At 67.9% G+C, this 24,225-nt stretch carries 20 protein-coding genes and 4 pseudogenes; 9 read left to right on the forward strand and 15 right to left on the reverse strand.

The window, feature by feature from the left end; genetic code table 11:
• Nucleotides 1-2: 2 nt before the first annotated feature.
• Nucleotides 3-328 (reverse strand): annotated as a pseudogene (locus tag CF68_RS38160) (TRAP transporter small permease); the annotation flags it as partial.
• 267 nt (nucleotides 329-595) lie between these two features.
• Nucleotides 596-1,381: an SDR family oxidoreductase gene (locus CF68_RS08690; RefSeq protein WP_010813116.1), complete on the reverse strand. Its 786-nt coding sequence runs from the start codon at nucleotides 1,379-1,381 to the stop codon at nucleotides 596-598.
• 312 nt (nucleotides 1,382-1,693) lie between these two features.
• Here CF68_RS08690 and CF68_RS08695 point away from each other — a divergent pair, with 312 nt between their 5' ends.
• Complete coding sequence (locus CF68_RS08695; protein WP_035817499.1) at nucleotides 1,694-3,382, forward strand: electron transfer flavoprotein-ubiquinone oxidoreductase; 1,689 nt, start codon at nucleotides 1,694-1,696, stop codon at nucleotides 3,380-3,382.
• Nucleotides 3,383-3,456: 74 nt separating this feature from the next.
• Here the strand turns inward: CF68_RS08695 and CF68_RS08700 are convergent, their stop codons facing one another.
• The 3 genes from CF68_RS08700 to CF68_RS08710 all read right to left on the reverse strand — a co-directional run bounded on the left by CF68_RS08700 (nucleotide 3,457) and on the right by CF68_RS08710 (nucleotide 6,582).
• Nucleotides 3,457-4,506: a lipase secretion chaperone gene (locus tag CF68_RS08700; RefSeq protein WP_255351090.1), complete on the reverse strand. Its 1,050-nt coding sequence runs from the start codon at nucleotides 4,504-4,506 to the stop codon at nucleotides 3,457-3,459.
• Nucleotides 4,493-5,602, reverse strand: a complete 1,110-nt coding sequence (locus tag CF68_RS08705) for a triacylglycerol lipase (protein ID WP_035817502.1) — start codon at nucleotides 5,600-5,602, stop codon at nucleotides 4,493-4,495. Before CF68_RS08705 ends, CF68_RS08700 begins: the two co-directional genes overlap by 14 nt.
• 89 nt (nucleotides 5,603-5,691) lie before the next feature.
• A complete protein-coding gene (locus CF68_RS08710) occupies nucleotides 5,692-6,582 on the reverse strand; it encodes a flagellar brake protein (RefSeq protein ID WP_035817504.1) in 891 nt (296 codons plus the stop codon).
• Between the two features lie 240 nt (nucleotides 6,583-6,822).
• Here CF68_RS08710 and CF68_RS38165 point away from each other — a divergent pair.
• A pseudogene (locus CF68_RS38165) lies at nucleotides 6,823-7,443 on the forward strand (FadR/GntR family transcriptional regulator); the annotation flags it as partial.
• 129 nt (nucleotides 7,444-7,572) lie between these two features.
• Nucleotides 7,573-8,679, forward strand: coding sequence for an NAD(P)/FAD-dependent oxidoreductase (locus tag CF68_RS38170; protein WP_035817543.1), 1,107 nt, complete (start codon nucleotides 7,573-7,575; stop codon nucleotides 8,677-8,679).
• Here CF68_RS38170 and CF68_RS08720 read toward each other — a convergent pair.
• The 5 genes from CF68_RS08720 to CF68_RS08740 all read right to left on the reverse strand — a co-directional run bounded on the left by CF68_RS08720 (nucleotide 8,601) and on the right by CF68_RS08740 (nucleotide 14,327).
• Nucleotides 8,601-9,875, reverse strand: a complete 1,275-nt coding sequence (locus CF68_RS08720) for an MFS transporter (RefSeq protein WP_035817506.1) — start codon at nucleotides 9,873-9,875, stop codon at nucleotides 8,601-8,603. The two genes, CF68_RS38170 and CF68_RS08720, sit on opposite strands and share 79 nt — an antisense overlap.
• A gap of 12 nt (nucleotides 9,876-9,887) precedes the next feature.
• Complete coding sequence (gene aroC / locus CF68_RS08725) at nucleotides 9,888-10,997, reverse strand: chorismate synthase (RefSeq protein ID WP_035817507.1); 1,110 nt, start codon at nucleotides 10,995-10,997, stop codon at nucleotides 9,888-9,890.
• Between the two features lie 85 nt (nucleotides 10,998-11,082).
• Nucleotides 11,083-11,805 (reverse strand): glutathione S-transferase C-terminal domain-containing protein, encoded by a 723-nt coding sequence (locus CF68_RS08730; RefSeq protein WP_035817509.1) that lies wholly within the window; start codon nucleotides 11,803-11,805, stop codon nucleotides 11,083-11,085.
• Between the two features lie 27 nt (nucleotides 11,806-11,832).
• Entirely contained in the window at nucleotides 11,833-13,731 is a 1,899-nt protein-coding gene (locus CF68_RS08735) for an MFS transporter (protein ID WP_035817511.1), read from the reverse strand.
• A 149-nt stretch (nucleotides 13,732-13,880) separates the two neighbouring features.
• Nucleotides 13,881-14,327, reverse strand: coding sequence for a CBS domain-containing protein (locus tag CF68_RS08740; RefSeq protein WP_035817513.1), 447 nt, complete (start codon nucleotides 14,325-14,327; stop codon nucleotides 13,881-13,883).
• Between the two features lie 239 nt (nucleotides 14,328-14,566).
• Between CF68_RS08740 and CF68_RS08745 the strand changes: the two genes are divergently transcribed.
• The 3 genes from CF68_RS08745 to CF68_RS08755 all read left to right on the forward strand — a co-directional run bounded on the left by CF68_RS08745 (nucleotide 14,567) and on the right by CF68_RS08755 (nucleotide 17,121).
• Nucleotides 14,567-15,877, forward strand: a complete 1,311-nt coding sequence (locus CF68_RS08745; RefSeq protein WP_035817514.1) for an O-acetylhomoserine aminocarboxypropyltransferase — start codon at nucleotides 14,567-14,569, stop codon at nucleotides 15,875-15,877.
• Complete coding sequence (locus tag CF68_RS08750; protein ID WP_035817518.1) at nucleotides 15,877-16,701, forward strand: alpha/beta fold hydrolase; 825 nt, start codon at nucleotides 15,877-15,879, stop codon at nucleotides 16,699-16,701. The genes CF68_RS08745 and CF68_RS08750 overlap by 1 nt, the downstream gene beginning before the upstream one ends.
• A gap of 102 nt (nucleotides 16,702-16,803) precedes the next feature.
• The gene (locus tag CF68_RS08755; protein WP_035817520.1) at nucleotides 16,804-17,121 is read left to right on the forward strand and encodes an Mpo1-like protein; all 318 of its coding nucleotides are present in this window, start codon (nucleotides 16,804-16,806) and stop codon (nucleotides 17,119-17,121) included.
• A 28-nt stretch (nucleotides 17,122-17,149) separates the two neighbouring features.
• Here CF68_RS08755 and CF68_RS08760 read toward each other — a convergent pair whose 3' ends face one another.
• Nucleotides 17,150-18,496: a YihY family inner membrane protein gene (locus tag CF68_RS08760; RefSeq protein ID WP_010813131.1), complete on the reverse strand. Its 1,347-nt coding sequence runs from the start codon at nucleotides 18,494-18,496 to the stop codon at nucleotides 17,150-17,152.
• A gap of 166 nt (nucleotides 18,497-18,662) precedes the next feature.
• Here CF68_RS08760 and wrbA point away from each other — a divergent pair, with 166 nt between their 5' ends.
• The 3 genes from wrbA to CF68_RS08775 are packed head-to-tail and all read left to right on the forward strand — an operon-like array spanning nucleotide 18,663 to nucleotide 21,107.
• Entirely contained in the window at nucleotides 18,663-19,265 is a 603-nt protein-coding gene (gene wrbA / locus CF68_RS08765; RefSeq protein WP_035817522.1) for an NAD(P)H:quinone oxidoreductase, read from the forward strand.
• Nucleotides 19,262-19,669, forward strand: coding sequence for a DUF2069 domain-containing protein (locus tag CF68_RS08770; RefSeq protein WP_035817523.1), 408 nt, complete (start codon nucleotides 19,262-19,264; stop codon nucleotides 19,667-19,669). Before wrbA ends, CF68_RS08770 begins: the two co-directional genes overlap by 4 nt.
• A 19-nt stretch (nucleotides 19,670-19,688) precedes the next feature.
• Entirely contained in the window at nucleotides 19,689-21,107 is a 1,419-nt protein-coding gene (locus tag CF68_RS08775; protein WP_035817525.1) for an FAD-binding oxidoreductase, read from the forward strand.
• Between the two features lie 12 nt (nucleotides 21,108-21,119).
• On the opposite strand, the gene CF68_RS08780 is transcribed toward CF68_RS08775, so the two are convergent.
• From CF68_RS08780 to CF68_RS39150, 4 genes and pseudogenes are all read right to left on the reverse strand, one after another.
• The gene (locus CF68_RS08780; protein WP_035817527.1) at nucleotides 21,120-21,968 is read right to left on the reverse strand and encodes an N-formylglutamate amidohydrolase; all 849 of its coding nucleotides are present in this window, start codon (nucleotides 21,966-21,968) and stop codon (nucleotides 21,120-21,122) included.
• A gap of 50 nt (nucleotides 21,969-22,018) precedes the next feature.
• Nucleotides 22,019-22,468 (reverse strand): annotated as a pseudogene (locus tag CF68_RS08785) (ATP-binding cassette domain-containing protein); the annotation flags it as partial.
• 10 nt (nucleotides 22,469-22,478) lie between these two features.
• A complete protein-coding gene (locus tag CF68_RS08790; protein WP_035817530.1) occupies nucleotides 22,479-23,435 on the reverse strand; it encodes an ABC transporter permease in 957 nt (318 codons plus the stop codon).
• A gap of 51 nt (nucleotides 23,436-23,486) precedes the next feature.
• Nucleotides 23,487-24,225: pseudogene (locus CF68_RS39150) on the reverse strand (ABC transporter permease); the annotation flags it as partial.

Below are 24,225 nucleotides of genomic sequence, written 5' to 3' on the forward strand. Positions count from 1 at the left end.
NNCTGCCGCGCTCGAAGAAGAATTCGATGCGGATATTGCGATCGCGCGCCACCGCGGCACTGCCGGCAACAAGCGCCAGCACGATCATCAGGAAGACCGAGAACTCCTCGGTCCAGGCAAACGACTCGTCGGTGAAATAGCGGACCACCACGTTGGCGAAAGTGATGCCGACCAGCAGCACCATCACGATCACGCCAATCCAGTCCTCGATGCGGGGCGATACCCGGAATTCAGCGTCCTGCGCTTCGTCGGCGGCCTGCGGGATCACCGCGGAATCGACGACGTGTTGCGGCACGGCGTTGCGCCGTGCCTCTTCTTGTTGCTCCATCTCCCCGGCCTCCGGTCCGGGCCGCTCGGGCCATGCAGCCACCGCGGCGTTTTTTTACTTGTATGTAAAGACTTAATCTGCAGACATGGCGGATTATGCCAAGACTGGCCCGCCACGCACGAATTTTCTGATGATTGATGTGTGCTGGCGACGGCGCACCCAAGGGGACCGGATCAGCCCTGGGCGTGCAATCCGTGCATCCCGCGGCGCTTTTGGCGCGCAGCCGGGATGCAGGGGGCGTTGCGCCCCCGGCCAGCGATCAGGCGGTCAGACCATGCCGTCGTCGGCGGTGATGACAGCTCCGTTGATGAACTGCGACTGGTCGGATGCGAGCAGCAGCAACAGGCCGTCGAGATCCTCCGGCTTGCCCAGGCGCTTGCGCGGCAGCATCTGGATCAGCTTCTGGCCGGCGTCCGAGTCCCAGTGGTGGTGGTTGATTTCGGTATCGATATAGCCCGGGCAGATCGCATTGGTATTGATGCCATGGCGCGCCCATTCCAGCGCCATGGCCTTGGTCATGTGCACCACGGCCGCCTTGCTCATGCAATACACGCCGATCTGCGACAGCACCTTCAGCCCCGCCACCGATGCGACATTGACGATGCGCGCCTGCGGCAGCGGGCTGCCGTTGCGCTCGGCGCCCTTGGCGCGCGCGATCATGCGCTTGGCCACTTCCTGGGCGACGAAGAAGGCACCGCGGGTATTGGTGTCGAACACGAAATCGAAATCGTCGGCGGTCACATCGGTCAGCTTCTGCGTGGTCGACACGCCGGAGTTGTTGACCAGGATGTCGATGGAGCCCGCTTCCGTCTCGGCGTGCGCCACCGCGGCGCGGATGCTGTCCGGGTCGGTGACGTCCAGGCGCACCACATGGGCGCTGCCGCCCTCGGCCTCGATCGCCGCGCGCAGTTCCTTGAGCCGCTCGGTGCGGCGCGAAGCCAGCACCACCTTGGCGCCGGCGGCGGCCAGCACCGTGGCGAAACGCGAGCCCAGCCCGCTTGAAGCGCCGGTGACCAGCGCGACCTTGCCTTCCAGATTGATCGACAAACCCATGATTACCTCTTGTGCGGGAGCTCCTCCGGCCTATGCGGGAGCAGAAGGCAGCATATCAAAAAAAAAGAACGACCGTTCCAAAAAAATCCTTGCCTGTGGGTGGCGAGTCCCGGACAATGCCGGAGATTCTAAGAACTTGGCCAGCAAAGGGAAAGAGGGAAAACGCGCGATCCGGGCGTCTATGTACCCCAAATCGCTGCCAACTCACCCACCCGCGGCTCCCGTCCGCGCGCTGGCCCGGTTCTCGGCAAAACGATCACCGCATTTCCCACAATTGCAAGCAAGCAGCAAAGAAATAGAGGGTTAGAGACAATGGATCAGCAACAGCTCCTGGAGCAGTTCGGCCCGCGCGAAGCCATGGAATACGATGTGGTCATCGTCGGCGGCGGCCCCGCCGGCCTGGCCACCGCCATCCGCCTGAAGCAACTCGCGCAGGAGAATGGCGCCGACGTCAACGTGTGCGTGCTGGAAAAGGGCTCCGAGCCCGGCGCCCACATCCTGTCGGGCGCCATCATGGACCCGCGCGCCCTCAATGAACTGATCCCGAACTGGAAGGAACTGGGTGCGCCGCTGAACCAGGCGGTTACCGAAGACAAGTTCCTGTTCCTGAACGAGTCCGGCTCCAAGGGCACGCCTCCGGCCCTGCTGCCCGAGTGCTTCCACAACGAAGGCAACTACATCATCAGCCTGTCGAACTTCGTGCGCTGGCTGGGCCAGCAGGCCGAGGCGCTGGGCGTTGAGATCTTCCCGGGCTTCCCCGCCGCCGAAGTGCTCTTCAACGAAGACGGCTCGGTCAAGGGCGTGGCCACCGGCAACATGGGCATCAACAAGGAAGGCGAGCCCACCGACAACTTCCAGCTGGGCATGGAGTTGCATGCCAAGTACACCATCTTCGCCGAAGGCGCGCGCGGTCACCTGGGCAAGCAGCTGATCGAGAAATTCAAGCTCGATGCTGGCAAGGATCCGCAGAGCTACGGCATCGGCCTGAAGGAGCTGTGGGAGATCGACCCGGCCAAGCACAAGCCCGGCCTGGTGGTGCACACCGCCGGCTGGCCGCTCGACCCCGCCACCTACGGCGGCTCGTTCCTGTACCACATGGAAGACAACAAGGTCGCGGTCGGCTTTGTGGTCGGCCTGGACTACACCAACCCGTGGCTGTCGCCGTTCGAGGAATTCCAGCGTTTCAAGACGCACCCGGAAATCCGCCAGTACTTCGAGGGCGGCAAGCGCCTCTCCTACGGCGCGCGCGCCATCACCGCCGGCGGCCTGCTGTCGCTGCCCAAGACCGTGTTCCCGGGCGGCGCGCTGGTCGGCTGCGACGCCGGCTACCTGAATGCCTCGCGCATCAAGGGCAGCCACGCCGCCATCAAGACCGGCATGATGGCCGCCGAGGCCGCCTATGACGCGCTGCAGGCCGGCCGCCAGCACGACGAGCTGGCCGCCTACCCGGCCGCGTTCGAGCAGAGCTGGCTGCACAAGGAACTGCTGCAGGCCAAGAACTTCAAGCAGTGGTTCAAGAAGGGCCGCACCACCGCCACGCTGATGACCGGCATCGAGCAATGGCTGCTGCCCAAGCTGGGCATCCGCAACCCGCCGTGGACCATCCACCGCGTGAAGCCGGACCATGTGTACCTGAAGCCCGCGGCCGAGTGCCAGAAGATCGAGTATCCGAAGCCGGACGGCAAGCTGACCTTCGACCGCCTCAGCTCGGTGTTCATCAGCAACACCAACCACGAAGAGAACCAGCCGGCGCACCTGACGCTCAAGGACGCCAGTGTTCCGGTCAACATCAACTGGGACAAGTACGCCGGCCCCGAGTCGCGCTACTGCCCGGCAGGTGTGTATGAGTTCGTGCAGGACGAGACGTCGGGCAAGGAACGTCTGCAGATCAACGCGCAGAACTGCGTGCACTGCAAGACCTGCGATATCAAGGATCCGACCCAGAACATCGTGTGGGTGACGCCGGAAGGCGGCGGCGGTCCGAACTACGTCGGCATGTAAGCCTGCCGCGCCAGCGGCAGTAAAAAACGGCACCGGAAACCCGGTGCCGTTTTTCTTTGGGCGATGCAGCGCGGCTATCTCGCCTGCCGCCGCGCGGCCATCGCCTTGTCGACCACCTCGGCCTGCAGCGCCTCGGCGGGATTGCCGAAGGCCTGGCTGCGCAGCGCATCCAGCTGCTGCCGGCGGTCCTGCTCCGACAACCCCGGGAATGACTCGATCTGCGCGCGGCGCGCGGCGTAGTCGTCGTAGCGATGCTGCCAAGCCTGCCCGGCTTGCGCCTGCTGCTGGTAGCGCTGCGCCACCTCGGCACCGTAGGCCTGCGCCAATGCCGCACCGATGTCCTGCGCACTGCGGCCGGAGGCCTGCATGGCCGCGATGGTGTCGATGATCGCCTGCGGGCGCGCGCTGGCCTCCCGTGCCGCGCGCAATGGCTCGGGCAGCGTGGCCTCGAGTTCGGCCAGCCGCTGCCGCCGCTGCGCGTCATCCAGGCCGGATTGCGCCGCGATGTCGAGCCGCGCCAGCATGGCATCGTCATACGCCTGCTCATCGCCGAACCAGATTGCCGCCACCTCCGGCAGCAGGCGTTGCCGCGCACCGTTGCGCCCAGCCTGCAGCGCACGCAACTGCTGCACCTGCGCCGCATCCAGCGTGCCGTTCGTATCCGCCTGCGGCTTGCGGGCCGCCTGCGGTTGAATCTCGGCAAGATAGGCTACATAGCGCTGCCACAGCTGCCACGCCTGTCCTGCCGCGGGCTGTGGCACGCGGCGGCGGATATCGTCGTACACCAGCTGGTCCAGCGCGTCGGCGCCGCCGGCGTCGTGGCGGGCGCTGAGGAAGTAGTCGAAGTAGGTGCGCAGCGCGCGCGTCAGGCGCAGGTCGCCTTGCGCGTCGAGTTCGGGGCCTGCGGGCACGTCGACGCCGGACAGCGATGGCAACGCAGCCACGCCGGCGGGTCCGGCGTCTGCCGATGTTGCCGCAGGACTCGCAGCGGTGGTGATCGCTGCCGAGCGCTGCGGCACGGCAACCGGACTGGACGGCATCGTCAGCCAGTACACCGCGGCCGCCGCCGCGCCGGCCGGCAGCAAGGCCAGCCAGAGCCGCGGCGAGCGCTCAGAGCTGGTCATTGCGCAGCCGGTTGGCGTGGCTGAGGATGACTGTGCGCGGATCGACGTCCTGGTACAGGCCGGCCATCTGGTTCACCTCGTCGAGGTGGTTCCAGTAGTAGCCAGTGGCCAGCACCCGGCCCCACTTGCTGCTGCAGACCGAGACCAGCCCGTCATTGGGGCCGGCACCCTTAAGGTCCATCAGCGCGGCCGAGGTCGACATCATCACCGTGGTCGGGTCCAGCAGGTTGGAGCGCAGCAGGCTGAACGGCCCGCCCTGCCCGGTCCACGAATATGCGGCCTGGGTATGGGTGACAAGGTTGCCCGCGGCATCGCGCGCCTGCCGTTGCTCGGACACCGCGCCAGCGGTATTGCAATCCGACCCCAGTGCCGATTTCGTGCCGGGCACCAGCGTGGCATCGAGGCGCGCATTCTGCTCGGCGGCGCCGCGCGTGGTCAGGATCTTGAGCGAGGCCAGCGCATCCTGGTCCAGCGCCTGCCCGTTGCCGATGCCGTTGAACCAGCCCACCGTGTCGACCACGCTTTGAATGATGCCGACCAGCACAGGCCCGGCGATCGGAATACTGTTGACGCCATTGATCAGGTCCAGCACGGTGTCGGCCACTTCGCTGCCGCGATGCGGGCTGCCGATGGTGGTGACCGAGGCCACGTCCTGCGGCGACATCGCCGCCAGCATGCGCGAGGTCGGCCCGCCCTGGCTGTGGCCGATCAGGTTGACCTTGTCGGCGCCGCTTTCCAGCTTGACCGCGCGCACATAGGCCTGCAGCGCCAGCGCGCGCTCTTCGTCGCTGTTGAACGACGGCACCGTGGCCACATAGACTTGCGCGCCGTTGGCCCGCAGCACTTCCGGGATGCCATACCAGTAGTCAAGCACACCACCCATCTTGGCCGCGCCGGTCAGTCCGTGGACCAGCACGATCGGGTAGCGCGTCTTCGCGTAGTCGCCGCTCGCGGCCAGGGCTGGTGCTGGCTGCGCCAGCATGGCCGCTGCGGCCAGCGTGGCTGTGCCTGCGAGCCTGCGCAAGGCCTTGCCGGCCTTCTGCTCGCGTAGCGCGGGCGTGTGTTGTCCGCACGCGTGGTGTCCGCTGTGCTCCATCTTGTCTCCTCGGTGGTGGGTCTTTTTATGTTGGAAGCAGTAAAGACTGGCCGCCCCGACGAGACAATCAAAACATTAGCGGATTCCCTCTAAACGGCCGCTACAGCCGCGGGCTGCAAGGGCATGCGGGTGCTGGAAAGCAGCTGTTCGTAGATATAGCACTGCAGCAGCGTCAGCTCGCGCTCGGCCAGCACGTCGAAGGCCACGCCGAAGGCCGGGAAGTCGGCATCGTCGCTGGCCGCGCCGGGGGGCGCGAGGCGGACCCAGCCGTCGATGATGACCTCGCTGTCCAGCGACGCCGTGCGCATCTTGAAGCGCAGCCGTACGCGGCTGCCCGGCGCCGGCGCCGGCGCAGTGGTCTGCACCAGCGCGCCGCCGGTGCTGAGGTCGGACAGCAGCGCCAGCCGCGCCGTGCCGGTGTCGATGCCGTCGTCATCGCCGGGCTCGGTCAGGTAGGCGGCCAGCCGGGTAGGCACGCGCGCGGCCTTGCGTACCGGCGTTGCGTGCTTCTGCACCGGCGCCGACAGCACCAGGTAGCGAAACGGGCTGCGGCACACGGCGGTGATGGTCGAGGTGAAGCTGTGGATGGCCTGTCCGGAGAAGCCGCGCAGCAGCACGGCATCGCCCGCCTGCAGCGGCAGGGCGCGCCCGCCCNCGAGCTGCGGCCAGGTGACGAACAGGCCCTGCTCGATAAAACCGATTAGGCGGCTGGCGGCCGGGCGCGCGGCCTCGCCCTCATGCTTGACATGCAGCAGCGTGCCGACCTGCAGGCCAAGCGGCCCGGTGGCCGGGCGCAGTTCGTCATCGGCATCGTCGTGGCCATCTTCGCGGCAGACCACGCCATGGCGGAACACCAGCGCCAGGTCGCGTTCATCGGGAATGACACTGCCGCTGCCGAGCACCAGGTTGCCCTCGCCATCGAGCAATGACCAGGGCAGCGGGTATCCGACGGGAAGATCGTTAGGTGTGAGCTGGATCATGGCTGTTCGCAGTAGGCCCCGGCATTGGATGCCATGGGGCATGGCAAGCCCTGGGCGGAGCTGACGCGCAGGATCCGCCACCTGTATCAGGCTTCTATCGGCGCCGGAGCGGCGAAATTAAGCACTTGGCGATTGACTAAGACCGCATGTGTAGCATTCGCTCCCTACGGAGGCCTTGACGCGTCGCAAAGTTAGGCCGAAAATCAGCAAAATCTGTCTGACAGCCTGACATATCTAGCCATGACCATCCTGCCCCGCCCGGCCTCGCTCGCCAGCCGCATTGCCCAGACCCTGCACGACGACATCCTCGCCGGCCGCTACGGCGCGGGCGCGCGCCTGCCAGCGGAGACGAGCCTGGCCGATACCTTCGGCGTGAGCCGGCCGATCGTGCGCGAGGCCATCGCCCAGCTGAAGGCCGATGGCGTGCTGGTGACGCGCAAGGGCTCGGGCGCTTATGTGTCGGAGACGCCGGGCGGCCAGGCCTGGCGCGTGGCCAGCTCGCCCGACGGCGGCCCGACGCTGGCGCAGCTGTTCGAACTGCGCCGGGTGGTGGAAACCGCCTGCGCCGAGATGGCCGCGCAGCGGCGTTCCGATTCCGATATCGACGCCATCCGGGCCGCGCTGGCGGCGATGCAGGCACAGGCCGACGGCCAGGGCGACATGGCCAGCGCGGCCGCGGCCGACATGGCCTTCCACCACGCCATTGCGGAAGCGGCCCACAACCCCTGCTTTACCGGCCTGACCGATTTCGTCAGCCAGCAGATGCTGGCCGCGCGCCAGCGCGCCTGGGAGAACACCGCGCGGCTGAGCGTGACGACAGGCGCGCCGCGCGCGGCCGACCAGGAACATGCGGCGCTGGCCGAAGCCATTGCCGCCGGCGACGCCGCGGCCGCCCGCAGTGCCGCGCAGCAGCACCTAGCGGCCGCCGCCGCCCGCCTCGGCCTGCCGGCCCCAGCCCCGAACACACAGACATTGAAGCAAGGAACAACCATGGAAACAGTGGATTGCGTCGTCATCGGCGCCGGCGTGGTGGGACTGGCGGTGGCGCGCGCACTCGCGCTGCAGGGCCGCGAAGTGATCATCCTGGAAGCCGAGAACGCCTTCGGCACCATCACCAGCGCACGCAACAGCGAGGTCATCCACGCCGGCATCTACTATCCGGCCGGCTCGCTCAAGGCGCAGCTGTGCGTGCGCGGCAAGGCCATGCTGTACGACTACTGCGCGTCGCACCACATCGCCCACCAGCGCTGCGGCAAGCTGATCGTGGCGACGAGCGAGGCGCAGGTGGCCACGCTCGACGGCATTCGCGCCAAGGCGGCTGCCAACGGTGTCGGTGACCTGCAATTCCTGACCCGCACCGAAGCACAGGCGCTCGAGCCGAATCTCCAATGCCACGCCGCCCTGCTCTCGCCATCGACCGGCATCGTAGACAGCCACGGACTGATGACCGCCCTGCTGGGCGACGCCGAGAACGCCGGCGCCATGCTGGCGGTACAGTCCCCGGTGCTGAATGGCGCGGTAACGCCTGACGGCATCCGGCTGGAGGTTGGCAATGAGGATGGCGGCAGCACCACGCTGCTTGCGAAGACGGTGGTGAATTCCGCGGGCCTGACGGCGCCGGAACTGGCGCGCCGCATCGACGGCATGCCCGAGGCCCATATCCCGCCCCAGTACTACGCCAAGGGCTGCTATTTCACGCTGGCCGGGCGCGCGCCGTTCTCACGGCTGATCTACCCGGTGCCCGAGGCCGCCGGGCTGGGTGTGCACCTGACCATCGACCTGGGCGGCCAGGCGCGCTTTGGCCCCAATGTGCGCTGGATCGACGAGATCGAATACGGCGTGGACCCGGCCGACGCCGACGGCTTCTATGACGAAGTGCGCCGCTACTGGCCGGGGCTGGCCGACGGCGCGCTGCAACCCGGCTATGCCGGCATCCGCCCCAAGATCAGCGGGCCGCACGAGGTTGCGGCGGACTTCCGCATCGACGGCCCCGCCGTGCACGGCGTGCCGGGGCTGGTTCACCTGTTCGGCATCGAGTCGCCGGGGCTGACCTCGTCGCTGGCCATCGCCGAGCGGGTCTGCGCGGCGCTGGCCTGAACCGCGCCGTCCCCTTCCGCGCGAAAGCTCATCACGGCACAGAACGCGCCGGCCGCCGCGGCGATGGCGGCCAGCCCGAAGGTATGCTCGGGCGCCAGCGCGTTCCAGGTCCAGCCCATCGCCAGCCCGCCCAGCGTGCCGCCGACGCCATAGGAAATGCCCGTGTACAGCGCCTGCCCGCGCCCCTGCAACGGCCCGGCAAACCAGGCCTGCAAGCGCTTCAGGCTGGCGCTGTGGTGCGCGGCAAAGGTGGCCGCGTGCAGCACCTGCACCAGCGCCATGAGCCAGGCAAACTGGGCAAGGTAGCCGGTCAGGCCGAAGCGCAGCGCCGCCAGCACAAAGGTGCCGGCCAGGATGGTGCGCAGCGCATAGCGCGCGAACAGCAGGCCCTGGTAGTAGAAGAAAACGATCTCGGCCACCACGCCGATGGTCCACATCACGCCAATGGCGAACTTGCTGTAGCCCAGTTGTGCCAGCCACAGCGAATAGAACACATAGAGCGCGGCGTGCGCGAACATCATCAGGAAGGCTGAAGCCAGGAACCAGGCCACGTCCGGGCGGCGCAGCAGCGGCAAGGCGCGCGGCGGCGCCGTGCGCGGGCCGTCGTCGGCGGCGTCATGCATGGTCAGCACCACCCCTGCCAGGATCGCCAGCAGCGTGCTGGCCACCCACGGGAAGGCGCGCATGCCGACCGCCTCGAACAGCGCCCCGCCGGCCAGCACCGCGCCGATAAAGCCGACCGAGCCGAACATGCGGATGCGGCCGTAGCTATGGTCGAAGGCGCCGTGGCGGCGCAGCGTGGAGATGGTCAGGGCATCGCCCAGCGGCGACATCGCGCTGGTCAACAGGCTCAGCGTCAGCATCATCGCCATCATGCCGCCGTAGCTGCCGACACCCGGCAGCATCAGGAAGGCCAGCAACGAGGTGAACGCGCTCACGCGCAGGATGCGCACGCGCGTGTGCATCACGTCGGACAGCCAGCCCCACAGGTAGGGCCCGAAAATGCGGCTGACCTGGAAGCTCGCCATCAGCACGCCGATCTGCACCGGGTTGAAGCCGCGGTCGGCGAAATACAGGCTGACGTACGGCGAAATCAGGCCGACGTAGCCGTAGTAGCCAAGATAGAAGAGCCCGAAACGGGCGTAGTCGGGGCGGCCAGCGCCGGTGGCGCCGCCGCCCGCGAAAGGCGTGGCCAACGCGAGGTCAGCTCAAGGGGTCTGGCCCGCCTGCGCGGGAATGCGCGGCGTATCGACCTTGACGTCGCCGCACTGGGCGCGGTGGCGCAGGGCGTGGTCGATCAGCACCAGCGCCAGCATGGCCTCGGCGATCGGCGTGGCGCGGATGCCCACGCACGGGTCGTGGCGGCCGAAGGTCTCGACGGTGGCGGCATTGCCGGCCTTGTCGATCGATTCGCGCGGGGTGCGGATGGAAGACGTCGGCTTGATCGCCAGCGACACGGTGACGTCCTGGCCGGTGGAAATGCCGCCCAGCACGCCGCCGGAATTGTTGGTGCGGAAGCCCTCGGCGGTCAGCTCGTCGCCATGCACGCTGCCGCGCTGGGCCACGCTGTCGAAGCCGGCGCCGATCTCGACGCCCTTGACCGCGTTGATGCCCATCATGGCGTGGGCGATGTCGGCGTCGAGCCTGTCGAACAGCGGTTCGCCCAGGCCGACCGGCACGTTGCTGGCCACCACCTCGATGCGCGCGCCGACGGAGTCGCCGTCGCGGCGCAGCGCGTCCATATAGGTTTCCAGTTCAGGGATGATGTCGGCGTTGGCCGCGAAGAACGGGTTCTGCGGCACATGCGACCAGTCCGTGAACGGCACGGCGATCTCGCCCAGCTGCGACATATAGCCCCGGATCTCGGTGCCGTACTGCTCGCGCAGCCATTTCTTGGCCACCGCCCCGGCCGCCACCACCGGCGCGGTCAGGCGCGCCGACGAGCGGCCGCCGCCGCGGTGGTCGCGGATGCCGTACTTCTGCCAGTAGGTGTAGTCGGCATGGCCCGGGCGGAAGGTCTCGACGATATTGCCGTAGTCCTTGCTGCGCTGGTCGGTATTGCGGATCAGCAGGCAGATCGGGGTGCCGGTGGTCTTGCCCTCGAACACGCCGGACAGGATCTCGACCTGGTCGGCTTCCTGGCGTTGCGTGACGTGGCGCGAGGTGCCGGGCCGGCGGCGGTCCAGGTCGCCCTGGATGTCGGCCTCGGTCAGCGCCATGCCCGGCGGGCAGCCGTCCACCACCGCGCCGATGGCGGGCCCGTGCGATTCGCCGAAGGTGGTAACAGTGAAAAGCAGGCCAAGGGTATTGCCGGACATGATGGAAACCGCACAGGAATTGGGGACGGCCTCCATTGTAAGGCCAATGGCGGGCCTCGGGCGGCCGCAGGGCGGCCCGACAGGCTCAGGCGGCGGCGCTTTCCAGCGCCAGTTCGGGGTAGAACTCGGCGCGCATGCGCTCCATATAGGCCACCAGGTTGGCATGCCCCTCGGCCGCGGTGCGGATCGGAGTGTCGAATACGGGGCACAGCAGGCTGCCGGCAAAGGCAAACAGCGTGGCGTCGGCCCCGCACGGCGCGTTGCCCATCAGGTAGGGCTTGTCGCCGAGGATGTCGGCAATCGAGGTCACGCCCTTGCTGGCCAGCGCCACCAGGTCTTCTTCGCTATGCCGGCCCAGGCCCTGCCCCCACAGCGTCTTGCGCACCTTGTAGCGCACCAGGCGCTCGGCCAGGCCGCGTACCGGCGCCGGCACGCCGCGGAAGAACTGGGCCGGCCCCTTGTCGAAGTTGGCCTGGTCCAGCCAGCGCACCCGCGCCACCGCCCAGTACAGGTGGTCTTCCATCAGCTTCTCGGCGGCCCAGGCGATGCCGCGCTCGGCCGCGCTCAGGCCGGCGTCGAAGTCGATGTGGTAGGTCTTCTCGATATGCCAGCGGATCATGGTGGAATCCGCCACGATCCTGCCCATGTCGTCCAGGTAGGGCAGCTTGCCCTTGGGCGCGCGCCGCAGGCTGCCGCGGCGCGCCTGGTAAGGCAGGCCGGCCAGCTTGAGCAGCATCTCGGCCTTGGTGACGAAGGGGCTGGCGTCGGGCAGCCCGAAGGCGGGGCCAAAGGTATAGAGCGTGATCATCGTGGTTTCGGGTTCCGCACTACGGATTCAGCGCCAGTCGCCGCGCAGGGCCTGCACCATCCGCTGCAGCCCTTCCGGGGTGGCGGCCTCGGGCGGCACGGGCTCGCCCACCACCAGTTCCAGCCGGTTCAGGATGCCGCGCCGAAACGGCCGCGACATCGCCGGTGCCCCCTTGCGCGAGAAGAAGCTGCCCCACAGCCCGCGCAGCGCCATTGGCACCACCGGCACCGGCGTGCGCCGGATGATCTGCTGCACGCCCTGCTTGAACGGGTTGATCTCGCCGGTGGCGGTGATCTTGCCTTCGGGGAAGATGCAGACCAGATCCCCCTCGCCCAGCGCCTGCGCCACGCTGTCATAGGCGCGCTTGAGCATGTCCGGATTCTCGTGCGCCGGCGCGATCGGGATCGCGCGGGCCTGGCGGAAGAACCACGACAGCAGCGGCACCTTGAAGATGTTGTGGTCCATCAGGAAGCGCACCGGGCGTGGGCTGCAGGCCATCAGCACCACCGCGTCGGCAAAGCTGACGTGGTTGCAGACCAGCACGGCCGGGCCGTCGGCGGGAATGCGCTCGGCATTGACGCGGCGCAGCCGGTAGAGGGTATGGACCAGGATCCACGCGATAAAGCGCAGCAGGAATTCCGGCACCAGCGAGTAGATATAGACCGCCACCACCGCATTGAGCAGCCCCACCACCAGGAACAGCTGCGGGATGCTGTAGCCCGCCCGCGTCATCGCCACGCCCAGCAGAGACGCGGCAATCATGAAGAAGCTGTTCAGGATGTTGTTGGCGGCGATGATGCGGGCGCGGTGCGTGGGCGCGCTGCGGCTCTGGATCAACGCGTACAGCGGCACGCTGTAGAAGCCGCCGAACATGGCCAGCAGGAACAGGTCCACCAGCACGCGCCAGTGGCGCGGCTCGGCCAGGAAGCCGCCGATGCCGCTCAGCGCCACGGGTGCCTGCCCCTGGCTGGCAAAGTACAGGTCGACCGCGAACACGGTCATGCCGATCGAGCCGAACGGCACCAGGCCGATCTCGACATGGCGCCCGGACAAGCGCTCGCACAGCAGTGAACCGGTGCCAATGCCCAGCGAGAACACCGCCAGCAGCAGCGTCACCACGTTCTGGTCGCCGCCCAGCACATCCTTGGCATAGCTGAAGAACGAGGTCAGGAAGGTGGCGCCCAGGAACCACAGCCACGAAATGCCGAGCAGGCTCAGGAATACCGTGCGGTTGCCGCGCGCCAGCACCAGGTTGCGCCAGGTCTCGGAGAACGGGTTCCAGTTGATGCGCAGGTCCGGCTGCGGCGCCGGCGAGACCGGGATGCGGCCCGACACCAGCCGCCCCGCCACGGCGATCACCACGCACACTGCGCCCACGTACATCGGCCCCACGATGGTTCCGCCCTGCTGCAGCCCGGCCAGTTCGCCGCCGATCAGCGTCCCGAACAGGATCGCGACAAAGGTGCCCATCTCCACCATGCCGTTGCCGCCGACCAGCTCGCTTTCATCCAGGTGCTGCGGCAGGTAGGCAAACTTGACCGGCCCGAACAGCGTGGAATGCAGCCCCATCAGGAAAGTGCCGGCGTACAGCAGTGGCGCGCTGTGCCAGGCAAAGCCGGCCAGGCCCAGCACCATGATGGCGATTTCCAGCGACTTGACCAGCCGGATCAGGCGCGACTTCTCCAGCTTGTCGGCAATCTGCCCGCTGGTGGCGGAAAACAGCACGAACGGCGCGATAAAGATGGCCGAGATCAGGAAGGCCGCGCTGCGCGCGTCCACGCCCTCGAACAGCGCCGTGTGGTAGGTCACCAGCGAGGTGAAGGCGACCTTGAAGACGTTGTCGTTCATCGCCCCCAGGAACTGGGTCCAGAAGAACGGGGCGAAGCGGCGCAGGCCGAGCAGTCGGAACTGGCTGGGTTGGCTCATGGATGGGCCGGTCGGTCAGGGACCGCCGCGGAAATGGGAACGCCGGCTAGTGTGCCGTAGCCGGGGTTCGGCCGCCACCCCGCCACGGCCGCGTGGCGCCAACCGAGGGTATTTCCGAAGAAAGCTTCAGCCCGGGCGGCCCGGCGCCATCACTCGGCGCGCTCTTCCGGCCAGTCGCGGATATAGGCCTTGAGCATCTTGTTCTCGAAGCTCTGGTCCTCGACCACGGCCTTGGCGACGTCATAGAAGGAGATCACGCCCATCAGCGTGCGGTTGTCGAGCACCGGCAGGTAGCGGGTGTGACGCTCCAGCATCATGCGGCGGACCTCGTTGATGTCGGTCTCCATGGTGCAGGTCAGCGGCGCATCGTCCATCACCTTGCGGATGCTGGTGGTGCCGACGTTGCCGTTATTGCGGGCCAGCGTCTCGATGATCTCGCGGAAGGTCAGCATGCCGACCAGGTCGCCATACTCCATCACCACCAGCGAGCCGATATCGTGCTCGGCCATGGTGTGGACGGCTACCAGCAAGGAGGCGTCAGGCGTCACGGTATAGAGCGTATTGCCCTTGATCTGGAGGATGTCGCTGACTTTCATGTTGGTCTCCGCTGCCTGCGCTCAAACTGAGGGCATCGCTCCGGCCGGGGGCACAGGGGGCGATACCGGTCACATTGTTATCTGTCTATGGGTGTGCGGGCGCGCGCTGCCTCACGGCGCCCCGTTGGCCGATCCTAGCCCAAACCCGCCGTCAAAGTAAAGCGGGAGGCCGGTTTGCGGGCGCCGGCGCGCGCACGGTGCTACGATGCTGGCCGGAGACAACTCAAGGCCGACCGACCATGTCCGGAACCCGATTCGACACGCTGGCGCTGCACGCCGGCGCCGCGCCAGACCCTGCTACCGGGGCCCGCGCCACCCCCATTCACCTGACCACGTCCTTCGTGTTCCGCGACAGCGAGCACGCCGCGTCGCTGTTCAACATGGAGCGCGCGGGGCACGTCTACTCCCGTATATCCAACCCCACCGTGGCCGTGCTGGAAGAGCGCATCGCCGCGCTGGAGAACGGCGCCGGCGCCGTCGCCACGGCCTCGGGCCAGGCCGCGCTGCACCTGGCGGTGGCCACGCTGATGGGCGCGGGCTCGCACGTGGTGGCCTCGTCGGCGCTGTACGGCGGCTCGCACAACCTGCTGCACTACACGCTGCGCCGCTTCGGCATCGAGACCACCTTTGTCAAGGCGCGCGACATCGACGCCTGGCGCGCCGCGATCCGGCCCAATACCCGGCTGCTGTTCGGCGAGACCCTGGGCAACCCGGGGCTGGACGTGCTGGACATCCCGACGCTGGCGCAGCTGGGCCAGGACAACGGCATCCCGTTGCTGGTGGATTCCACCTTCACCACGCCCTACCTGCTGCGCCCGTTCGATCACGGCGCCGGCCTGCTCTACCACTCGGCCACCAAGTTCCTCGGCGGCCACGGCACCACCATCGGCGGCGTGCTGGTGGAAGGCGGCACCTTCGACTTCGAGGCCTCGGGCCGCTTCCCGGAGCTGTCCGAGCCGTACGAGGGCTTCCACAACATGGTGTTCACCGAGGAAAGCACCGTGGCGCCGTTCCTGCTGCGCGCGCGCCGCGAGGGCCTGCGCGACTTCGGCGCCTGCATGAACCCGATGGCCGCCTGGCAGCTGCTGCAGGGCGTTGAGACGCTGCCGCTGCGCATGAGCCGCCATGTCGACAACACCCGCAAGGTGGTGCAGTTCCTGGTCTCGCACCCGATGGTGGAATCGGTGTCCTACCCGGAACTGGAATCGCACCCCGACTACGAACTGGCCAAGCGCCTGCTGCCGCGCGGCTGCGGCGCGGTGTTCAGCTTCAACCTGAAGGGCAATCGCATCGCCGGCCAGCGCTTCATCGAGAGCATGTCGCTGTTCTCGCACCTAGCCAACGTCGGCGACGCGCGCTCGCTGGTGATCCACCCGGCTTCGACCACGCACTTCCGCATGGACGCGGCGGCGCTGCAGTCGGCCGGCATCACCGAGGGCACGATCCGGCTGTCGATCGGGCTGGAAGACCCGGATGACCTGATCGACGACCTCAAGCGCGGCCTGAAGGCGGCTGAGAAGGCGATGAGCGGCAAGGGAGGGCAAGCCTGATGGAACTGACCATTGCAGGCCAGCCGGCCTACGCCTATACCGGCGGCAAACCCTTCAATCCCGCCCTGCCCTGTGCCGTGTTCGTCCACGGCGCGCAGAACGACCACAGCGTGTGGGCCCTGCAGACGCGCTGGTTTGCCAACCATGGCTTCTCGGTGCTGGCGGTGGACCTGCCGGGCCACAACCGCAGCAAGGGCGCGCCGCTGGCCACCGTCGAGGCCATGGCCGACTGGGTCATGGCGCTGGTGGCGGCCGCCGGCGTAAAGGCGCCGGCCTTCGTGTTCGGCCACAGCATGGGTTCGCTGATCGCGCTGGAATGCGCGGCGCGGCATGCGCAGGCGGTGCGCGGCATCGGCCTGCTGGCAACGGCCTACCCGATGAAGGTCTCGGACGCGCTGCTGGACGCTTCGCTCAACCGCGAGGGCGAGGCCATCGCCATGGTCAACACCTGGTCGCATTCTAGCCTGGCCAACAAGCCGTCTTCGCCCGGGCCGGGCGCGTGGATGCACGGCGGCAGCCAGCGGCTGATGGAGCGCGTGTCGCGCAACAACCCGCAGGCCCATGTGTTCCACAATGACTTCTCGGCCTGCAATGCCTACGCCCATGGCGAAGAAGCCGCGGCCGCGGTGGCCTGCCCCGCGCTCTTCATCACCGGCACCAAGGACATGATGACATCGCCCAAGGCGGCCCAGGCGCTGGCCGGCAAGATGGCCAAGGCAAGCCTGGTCACGGTGCCGTGCGGCCACGCGCTGATGGGCGAACGCCCCGATGAAGTGCTGGACGCGCTGGCGGCGTTTGCGCGCAAAGTGGTCGCGGCCGGCTAAACCTGGCCCTGGATGGCTGGCCGGCCACGCCGGCGGCCAGCCTCCCGGCACCTCGGCGCAGAAGGTCTACACTGCACAAGACCAGACCTGCCGGAGACAGCCATGGCCCACGCCCGCGCGCGCGAGTTCGAGAACTTCGCGGCCTTTTATCCCTACTACCTGAGCGAACACCAGAACCGTACCTGCCGGCGGCTGCATTTTGCCGGGTCGACGGTCGCGCTGCTGTGCCTGGTGGCGCTGGTGGTTACCGGCAATGCGTGGTGGCTGCTGGCCGCTGTGCTGGCAGGTTACGCCTTTGCCTGGGTCGGGCACTTTGGTTTCGAGAAGAACCGGCCGGCGACGTTCCGGCATCCGGTTTACAGCCTGATGGGAGACTGGGTGATGTATGCCGATATCTGGCGGGGCAGGATTCCGTTCTAAGCAACTTCACTGTCGCAGGGGCCGGGCCCTACACCTGGCCATGCCAGCCCGGCGGGACCACTTCCAGCGTGCGCCGCTGCGGGTGGCTCCCCCCATCCCCTTCAGTCGGCGGCAGATCGGCCGGCTGCTGCCGGAACACCGCCTCCAGCGTCTGATCCAGCTGCGGATTGTCCAGGACCGACTTGAGCGCATCCGCCCCTTGCAGCTGCTGCGCCAGCGCGGTGCGCGGCAACCGCGGCAGGTTCAGCACCAGCCGGTCATGCAGCGTGCGCAACGTCACCTGTGACGGATTGCACAGCAGTGCCCAATGAGCCTGACCACGCTCCTGCTGCAAGCGCCCGACCAAATGCATGGCCTTGAGCTTGCCCAGCAGGTCCGACAGGTAATCGGCCTCGACCCGCAGCTTGCGGCCCAGGTCCAGTTCGCCAACGCTGCGCGGCACCTCGTCGCGCGCGCGGTAAAGCAGCAGCAGCACGCCCAGCGCATCGAAGAACTCGCTGCCGGCAAAGGTGCGGCGGCGCCAGTAGCCCTGCCGGATCACCGGCAGGTTGGCGGCAATGGTCGCACCCAGCAGCGTCACCAGCCAGCTCAGGTAGATCCACAGCAGGAACAGCGGCAACGCGGCGAAGGTGCCGTAGACCGCGGTATAGGCCGGGATCTCGGTGATGAAATAGCCGAAACCGCGCTTGGCGAACTCGAACGCGACCGCCGCCACCAGGCCGGCCACGATGGCATCGCGCCATTCGACATAGGCATTCGGCACCGCCGTGTACAGGAAGGCGAAGGCCAGCGCCGACAGCAGCACCGGCGTCGCGCCCACCAGCAGCCCCAGCCCCACCGGCATGGTGCCGACATAGCCCGCCGAGACCGAGATCAGGTAGGAGCTGATCGACAGGCTCGCGCCGATCAGCACCGGCCCGAAGGTCAGCACCGCCCAGAACACCAGCACCCGCTGCGCCAGCGGGCGGCGCTGCTTGACGCGCCAGATCGCGTTGAGCGCGTCTTCCACGGTCAGCATGGTCAGCACCGAGGTGACCATCAACCCGCCCAGGCCCATTGCGGTCAGCCCGCGCGCGCTCTTGGCGAACATGCCGAGGTAGCGCTGGATCGATTCACTGACGTTGCCGGGGATCAGGTTCTGGAACAGGAACGCCTCGATGGCGTTGCGGAAGTCGCGGAACACCGGGAACGCAGCCAGCAGCGCGAACGCCACCGTCAGCACCGGCACCACGGCCAGCACGGTGGTGAAGGTCAGGCTGGCCGAGACCTGCGGCAGCCGGTCTTCGCCGGCGCGGCGCAGCGCATAACGCGCCAGGGCGCGTACCTTCTGCAGGTTCCATTCCCGGCGCAGGCGGGCAACGCGGGGTCCAATCATGCGCAAACAACCTCCTGGATCTGGTTCTGACGGATAAACAGGCGGCCCGCGGCACCGGGGGCGCGAAGCCGAGGGGAGATGGCGCGGGGGGCGCATCTATAATACGCGCATTGCTTCCGGCACCCTTCGCGCAACACCACCCCGCCACCGCCGGCCATCCCGCTCCATGACCGACATCCTCGTCCTGTATTACAGCCGCCACGGCAGCACCCGCAAACTTGCCGAACTGATTGCCAACGGTATCGACAGCGTCCCCGGCGCCCAGGCCCGGCTGCGCACGGTGCCGCCGGTTTCCACCGTGTGCGAGGCCACCGCGTCCGATATCCCGGCCGACGGCCCGCCCTATGCCGAGCTGCGCGACCTGGAGGAATGCGCCGGCCTGGCCCTGGGCAGCCCCACCCGCTTCGGCAACATGGCCGCGCCGATGAAGTACTTCCTGGACGGCACCGTGGCGCAGTGGCTGTCGGGTGCGCTGACCGGCAAGCCGGCCTGCGTGTTCACCGCCACCGGCAGCCTGCACGGCGGGCAGGAAACCACGCTGCTGTCGATGATGCTGCCGCTGCTGCACCACGGCATGCTGATCCTGGGCCTGCCGTATTCCGAGAAGGGCCTGATGACCACGGCCTCCGGTGGCACGCCCTACGGCCCCAGCCACCATGCCCACGGCGACAACCGCGGCCCGGTCACGGAAGACGAATCGGGACTGGCCGTCGCCATGGGCCGGCGGCTGGCGCAGACCGCGCTGCGCCTGGCGGGAGGCGCGGCATGAGCCCCATCCCCGAGAGCGACCAGGCGCTGCACAGTCCCTGGCTGTACCGGTTCAGCGTGGGCAGCCTGCTGGCGCTGATGGTGCTGTGCATTGCCTGGGAATGGTTCCTGGCGCCGCTGCGCCCCGGGGGATCGTGGCTGATCATCAAGTTCCTGCCGCTGCTGCTGCCGCTGCGTGGCGTGCTGACGCGCAACCGCTACACCATGCAGTGGTCGTCGATGCTGATCCTGCTGTTCTTCACCGAGGGCATCGTGCGCGCCACCAGCGACCGCGCGCCCTCGTCCACGCTGGCGTGGGTGGAGGTGGCGCTGACGCTGGTGTTCTTCACCAGCACCATCCTGTACCTGCGCCCCTACAAGCGCCGCGCCCGGGCGGCCGGCAAGCCAGCCGCGCCCAAGTCCTGACCCCCACTCCGCCATCGCCATGACCTCGCCTCAAGACTCCTTCCTCGCACTGTGCCGCGCCGCGCTGGGTGCGCAGCACGTGCTGACCGATGCAGCCGACAAGGCACCCTACCTGACCGACTGGCGCAAACGCTATCGCGGCGAGGCGCTGGCGGTGCTGCGCCCCGGCACCACCGAGGAGGTCGCGGAGGTGGTCCATGCCTGCCATGCGCACAAGATCGCCGTGGTGCCGCAAGGCGGCAATACCGGCCTGTGCGGCGGCGCCACGCCGGTGGCCGGGCACGAGCAGGTGGTGGTCTCGCTGCAGCGGCTGCACCGCATCCGCCAGGTCGATCCGCTCAACAACACCATCACGGTCGAGGCCGGCGTGGTGCTGCAGCACCTGCAGGACGTGGCGCGCGAGCACGGCCGGCTGTTTCCGCTGAGCCTGGCGGCCGAAGGCAGCTGCACCATCGGCGGCAACCTGTCGACCAATGCCGGCGGCACCGCGGTGCTGCGCTACGGCAACACGCGTGAGCTGTGCCTGGGCCTGGAAGTGGTGACGCCGTCGGGCGAGATCTGGCACGGCCTGCGCGGGCTGCGCAAGGACAACACTGGCTACGACCTGCGCGACCTCTTTATCGGCGCCGAAGGCACGCTCGGCATCATCACCGCGGCGGTGATGAAGCTGTTCCCGCTGCCGCGCGCCTCGGTCACCGCGCTGGCCGCGGTGCAGAGCCCGCGCGCCGCGCTGGCTCTGCTGGCCATCGCACAATCGCATGCGGGCGCCATGCTGACCGGGTTCGAGCTGATGTCCGCGCTCAGCATGACGCTGGTGACGCGGCACTTCCCGCAGCTGCGCTATCCGTTCGCAGACATCCACCCGCAGCTGGTGCTGCTGGAACTGTCCGACAGCGAAAGCGAAGCCCATGCGCGCGGCATCTTCGAAACCATGATGTCGGCCGCCTTCGATGCCGGCGTGGTCGCCGACGCGGTGGTGGCGGAATCGGTGCAGCAGTCGCGCGATTTCTGGAACCTGCGCGAGCATATCCCGCTGGCGCAGGTGGAAGACGGCAAGAACATCAAGCACGATATCGCCGTGCCGGTGTCACGCGTGGCGGACTTTATCGAGACCACCGACGCGCTGCTGCAGAACGCCTTCCCCGGCGCGCGCATGGTGACTTTCGGCCATCTCGGCGACGGCAACCTGCACTACAACGTGTCGCCGCCGGAAGGCGTCGACCATGACGCCTTCCTGGCGCACCAGGACCAGGTCAACCGCATCGTGCACGACAGCGTGCGCTCGCATAACGGCTCGATTTCCGCCGAGCACGGGCTGGGCCAGCTCAAGCGCGAGGAAAACCGGCTCTACAAGAGCGAGGTCGAGCTGGCGATGATGCGCGCGATCAAGGGAGCGCTCGATCCGCAGGGGCTGATGAATCCCGGCAAGGTGATCTGAGCGCGCGCGCCATCATCGCGCCAGCGCCTCGCGGATATATGCCGCCACCTCCTCCAGCAACTGGTCGAGATGGCCGCGCAGCACGGCGAAGCCGCCGTGCTGCGAGAACCTTGCCTCGTCCATATAGAGCGCGCGGTTGATTTCGATCTGCAGGCTGTGGCGGCCGTGCGCCGGGTCGGCATAGGCGCGGATCAGCTCCGCGCCCTTGTACGGCCAGTTGATTCCCACCCGGTAGCCGTAGCCGCGCAGGCACTGCGCCACCAGCTCGATAAACGCCGGCGAGCAAGTGGCGCCGTCGCCGTTGCTGATCACAAAGTCAGGCCGCTCCGCACCATTGTCCACGTTCATCGCATTGCCGCGCGACTTCATCGAATGGCAATCGATATGCCACACCGTGCCCGAGCGCGCATGATGCTGTGCCAGCAGGCCGGACAGCGCGGCGTGGTAGGGATCGTAGTAGGTCTTCAGCAGGTACTCCGCCATGTCCGGCGACAGCGGCGCCGCGTACACCGGCACGCCCGGCAGCGCCAGCCGGCGCAGCACGCCCATGCCGCGCCCGGACTTGTCGCTGGGCTGCACGGCATAGGGCATGGCGCCGTCGATCAGCGCCGGATCGATGTCATCGCGGGCGCGGTTGACATCCACCATCCAGCGCGGAAAGCCCGCGCACAGCAGCGTGCCGCCCACCATCGGCGCATGCGCGAACAACTGGTCGACATAAGCGTCCCAGCCCGTCAGCAGGGCTTCGGGAGGCGCCGCCAGCGGCAGGGTCTCGGCATGCACCAGCCCGCTGTGCGGGAAGTCCACCACCAGCGGCAGCGCCGTGCCGGCCGGGTCAGTCAGCGAATAAGGAAGAGCCATTATCAGAATTTGTGCTGGATGCCGATGCCGACCGTGGTCACGGTGTCACCGTAGGCGCGCATGCGCTCCTCCGGCGCCGGGATGCCCACGCGCGTGAGCACGTCAACTGCCTGCGCGTGCGCTTGCGCGCGGGTGCAGCGGTGATGCACCAGCACGGTCTCGGCCAGCTGGTCACCCACGCGCATCACCGGGTTGAGCGACATCATCGGGTCCTGGAACACCATCGCGATGCGGTCGCCGCGCAGCGCCTGCCACTGGCGCGGCGAACACGCCAGCAGCTCCTGTCCCTTGAAGCGGACCGAGCCGCCAGTGACGCGCCCGGGCGGATCCAGCAGGTTCATCAGCGAGAACGCCGTCACCGACTTGCCCGAGCCCGACTCGCCGACGATGCCGAGGATCTCGCCCGGCTCCAGCGCAAACGACACGCCATCCACCGCCTTCACCGCCCCGCGCGCGAGCGCGAAGCTGGTGCTCAGGCCGGTAACTTCCAGTAGTGCCATGCCGGGCTCCTTACCCTTCCAGCCGCGGATTGAGCACGCGGCGCAGGCGGTCGCCCACCAGGTTGACCGAGCCGATCAGCAGCACCAGGGCCACGCCCGGGAAGATGCTGATCCAGTACTTGTTCGACAGCATGTATTCGAAGCCATTGGCGATCAGCATGCCCAGCGACGGCTGCGTGCGCGGCAGCCCGATGCCAAGGAAGCTCATGGTGGCCTCCAGCGTGATCGCATGCGCGATCTGAAGCGTGCCGGTCACCACCAGCGGCGCCATGCAGTTGGGCAGGATATGGCGGAACATCACGCGCAGCGCCGGCAAACCCTGGCCGAGCGCGGCCTCGACATATTCCTTGCGCCGCTCCACCTGCGCCGCGCCGCGCACGGTGCGGGCAAAGTAGGCCCACTGCACGATCACCAGCGCCAGCAGGGTCTTGTCCACGCCCTGCCCCAGCACCGCCAGCAGGATCAGCGCCACCAGCACCGCGGGCAGGCTCAGCTGCAGGTCGACCACGCGCATGATGGCGGCATCCGCCACCCCGCCGAAGTACGCCGCGGCCAGGCCCACGGCGCTACCCACCATCAGCGCCACCACCGCGCTGATCACGCCGACGCCCACGCTGATACGGATGCCGTAGAAGATGGCGCTGAGCAGGTCGCGCCCGGCGCCGTCCGTGCCCAGCCAGTAATGCGACTGTCCTTCGTAGCCGACGCTGCCCGGCGGCAGTTCGGAATCGATCACCGACACCGTGGCGAGGTCATAGGGATTCTGCGGGCTGATCACATGGGCCAGCACGGCCACCAGCAGCAGCGCCACCAGCAATGCCAGCGCGGCGGCAGAGACGCGGTTGGCGCAGAAGCGCCGCAGCAGCGAGGGCCGTGCCGCAGGCGGCGCGGCGGCAGGCGCCGGTTCCGCCGCGGCCGGCGCAAGCGCGGGCACGGCAGTGTCGGCTTCAGATACAGGCAGGGACATCGGTTCAGTCTCGTTCTTTTGGAGGGAGAAAAGCGGCAGCGGACGCGGTGTCTAGGCCGGCTTGTGCCGCAGGCGCGGGTCCAGCACTACGTAGAGCAGGTCGACCACCAGGTTCAGCACCACGAACAGCACCAGCGTGACCAGCAGGTAGGCCACCACCACCGGGCGGTCCAGCGCCAGCACCGAATCGATGATCAGCTTGCCCATGCCGGGCCAGGAGAACACCGACTCGGTCACCACCGAGAACGCGATCAGGTGGCCGAACTCCAGGCCGACCACGGTGACGATCGGGATCAGCACATTGGGCACCACGTGGCGCAGCACCAGCCGCGGCGCCGCCCACGCCCTTGGCGCGGGCAAACTTGATGTACTCCTGACCCGCCACTTCGCGCGTGCCGGCCTCGGTGAGGCGCGCGACCAGCGAGATCTTGAACAGCGACAGCGTCAGCGCCGGCAGCAGCAGGAAGCGCATGCCCTCCCAGCTGGTCACCGACAGCGGCACGCCCAGCACCGTGCTGACCGGCCCGCGCCCGCCCGATGGCAGCCAGCCCAGGTTCACCGAGAACACCAGGATGCCGATCATGCCGATCCAGAAGGTCGGCATGATCACGCCGCCGAGCGAGCACACCATCAGCATCCGCGCCAGCCGGCTATGCGGCTTCAGGCCAGCAAACACGCCCATCGGGATGCCGATGCCCAGCGACAGCAGCAGCGCCGTCACGGCCAGTTCCAGCGTGGCCGGCACGCGGCTGACGATCAGCGTCCATACCATTACCACCGTACGTGCGGT

This window comes from Cupriavidus sp. SK-4 (assembly GCF_000611125.1).
GTDB classification, from domain to species: Bacteria; Pseudomonadota; Gammaproteobacteria; order Burkholderiales; family Burkholderiaceae; genus Cupriavidus; species Cupriavidus necator.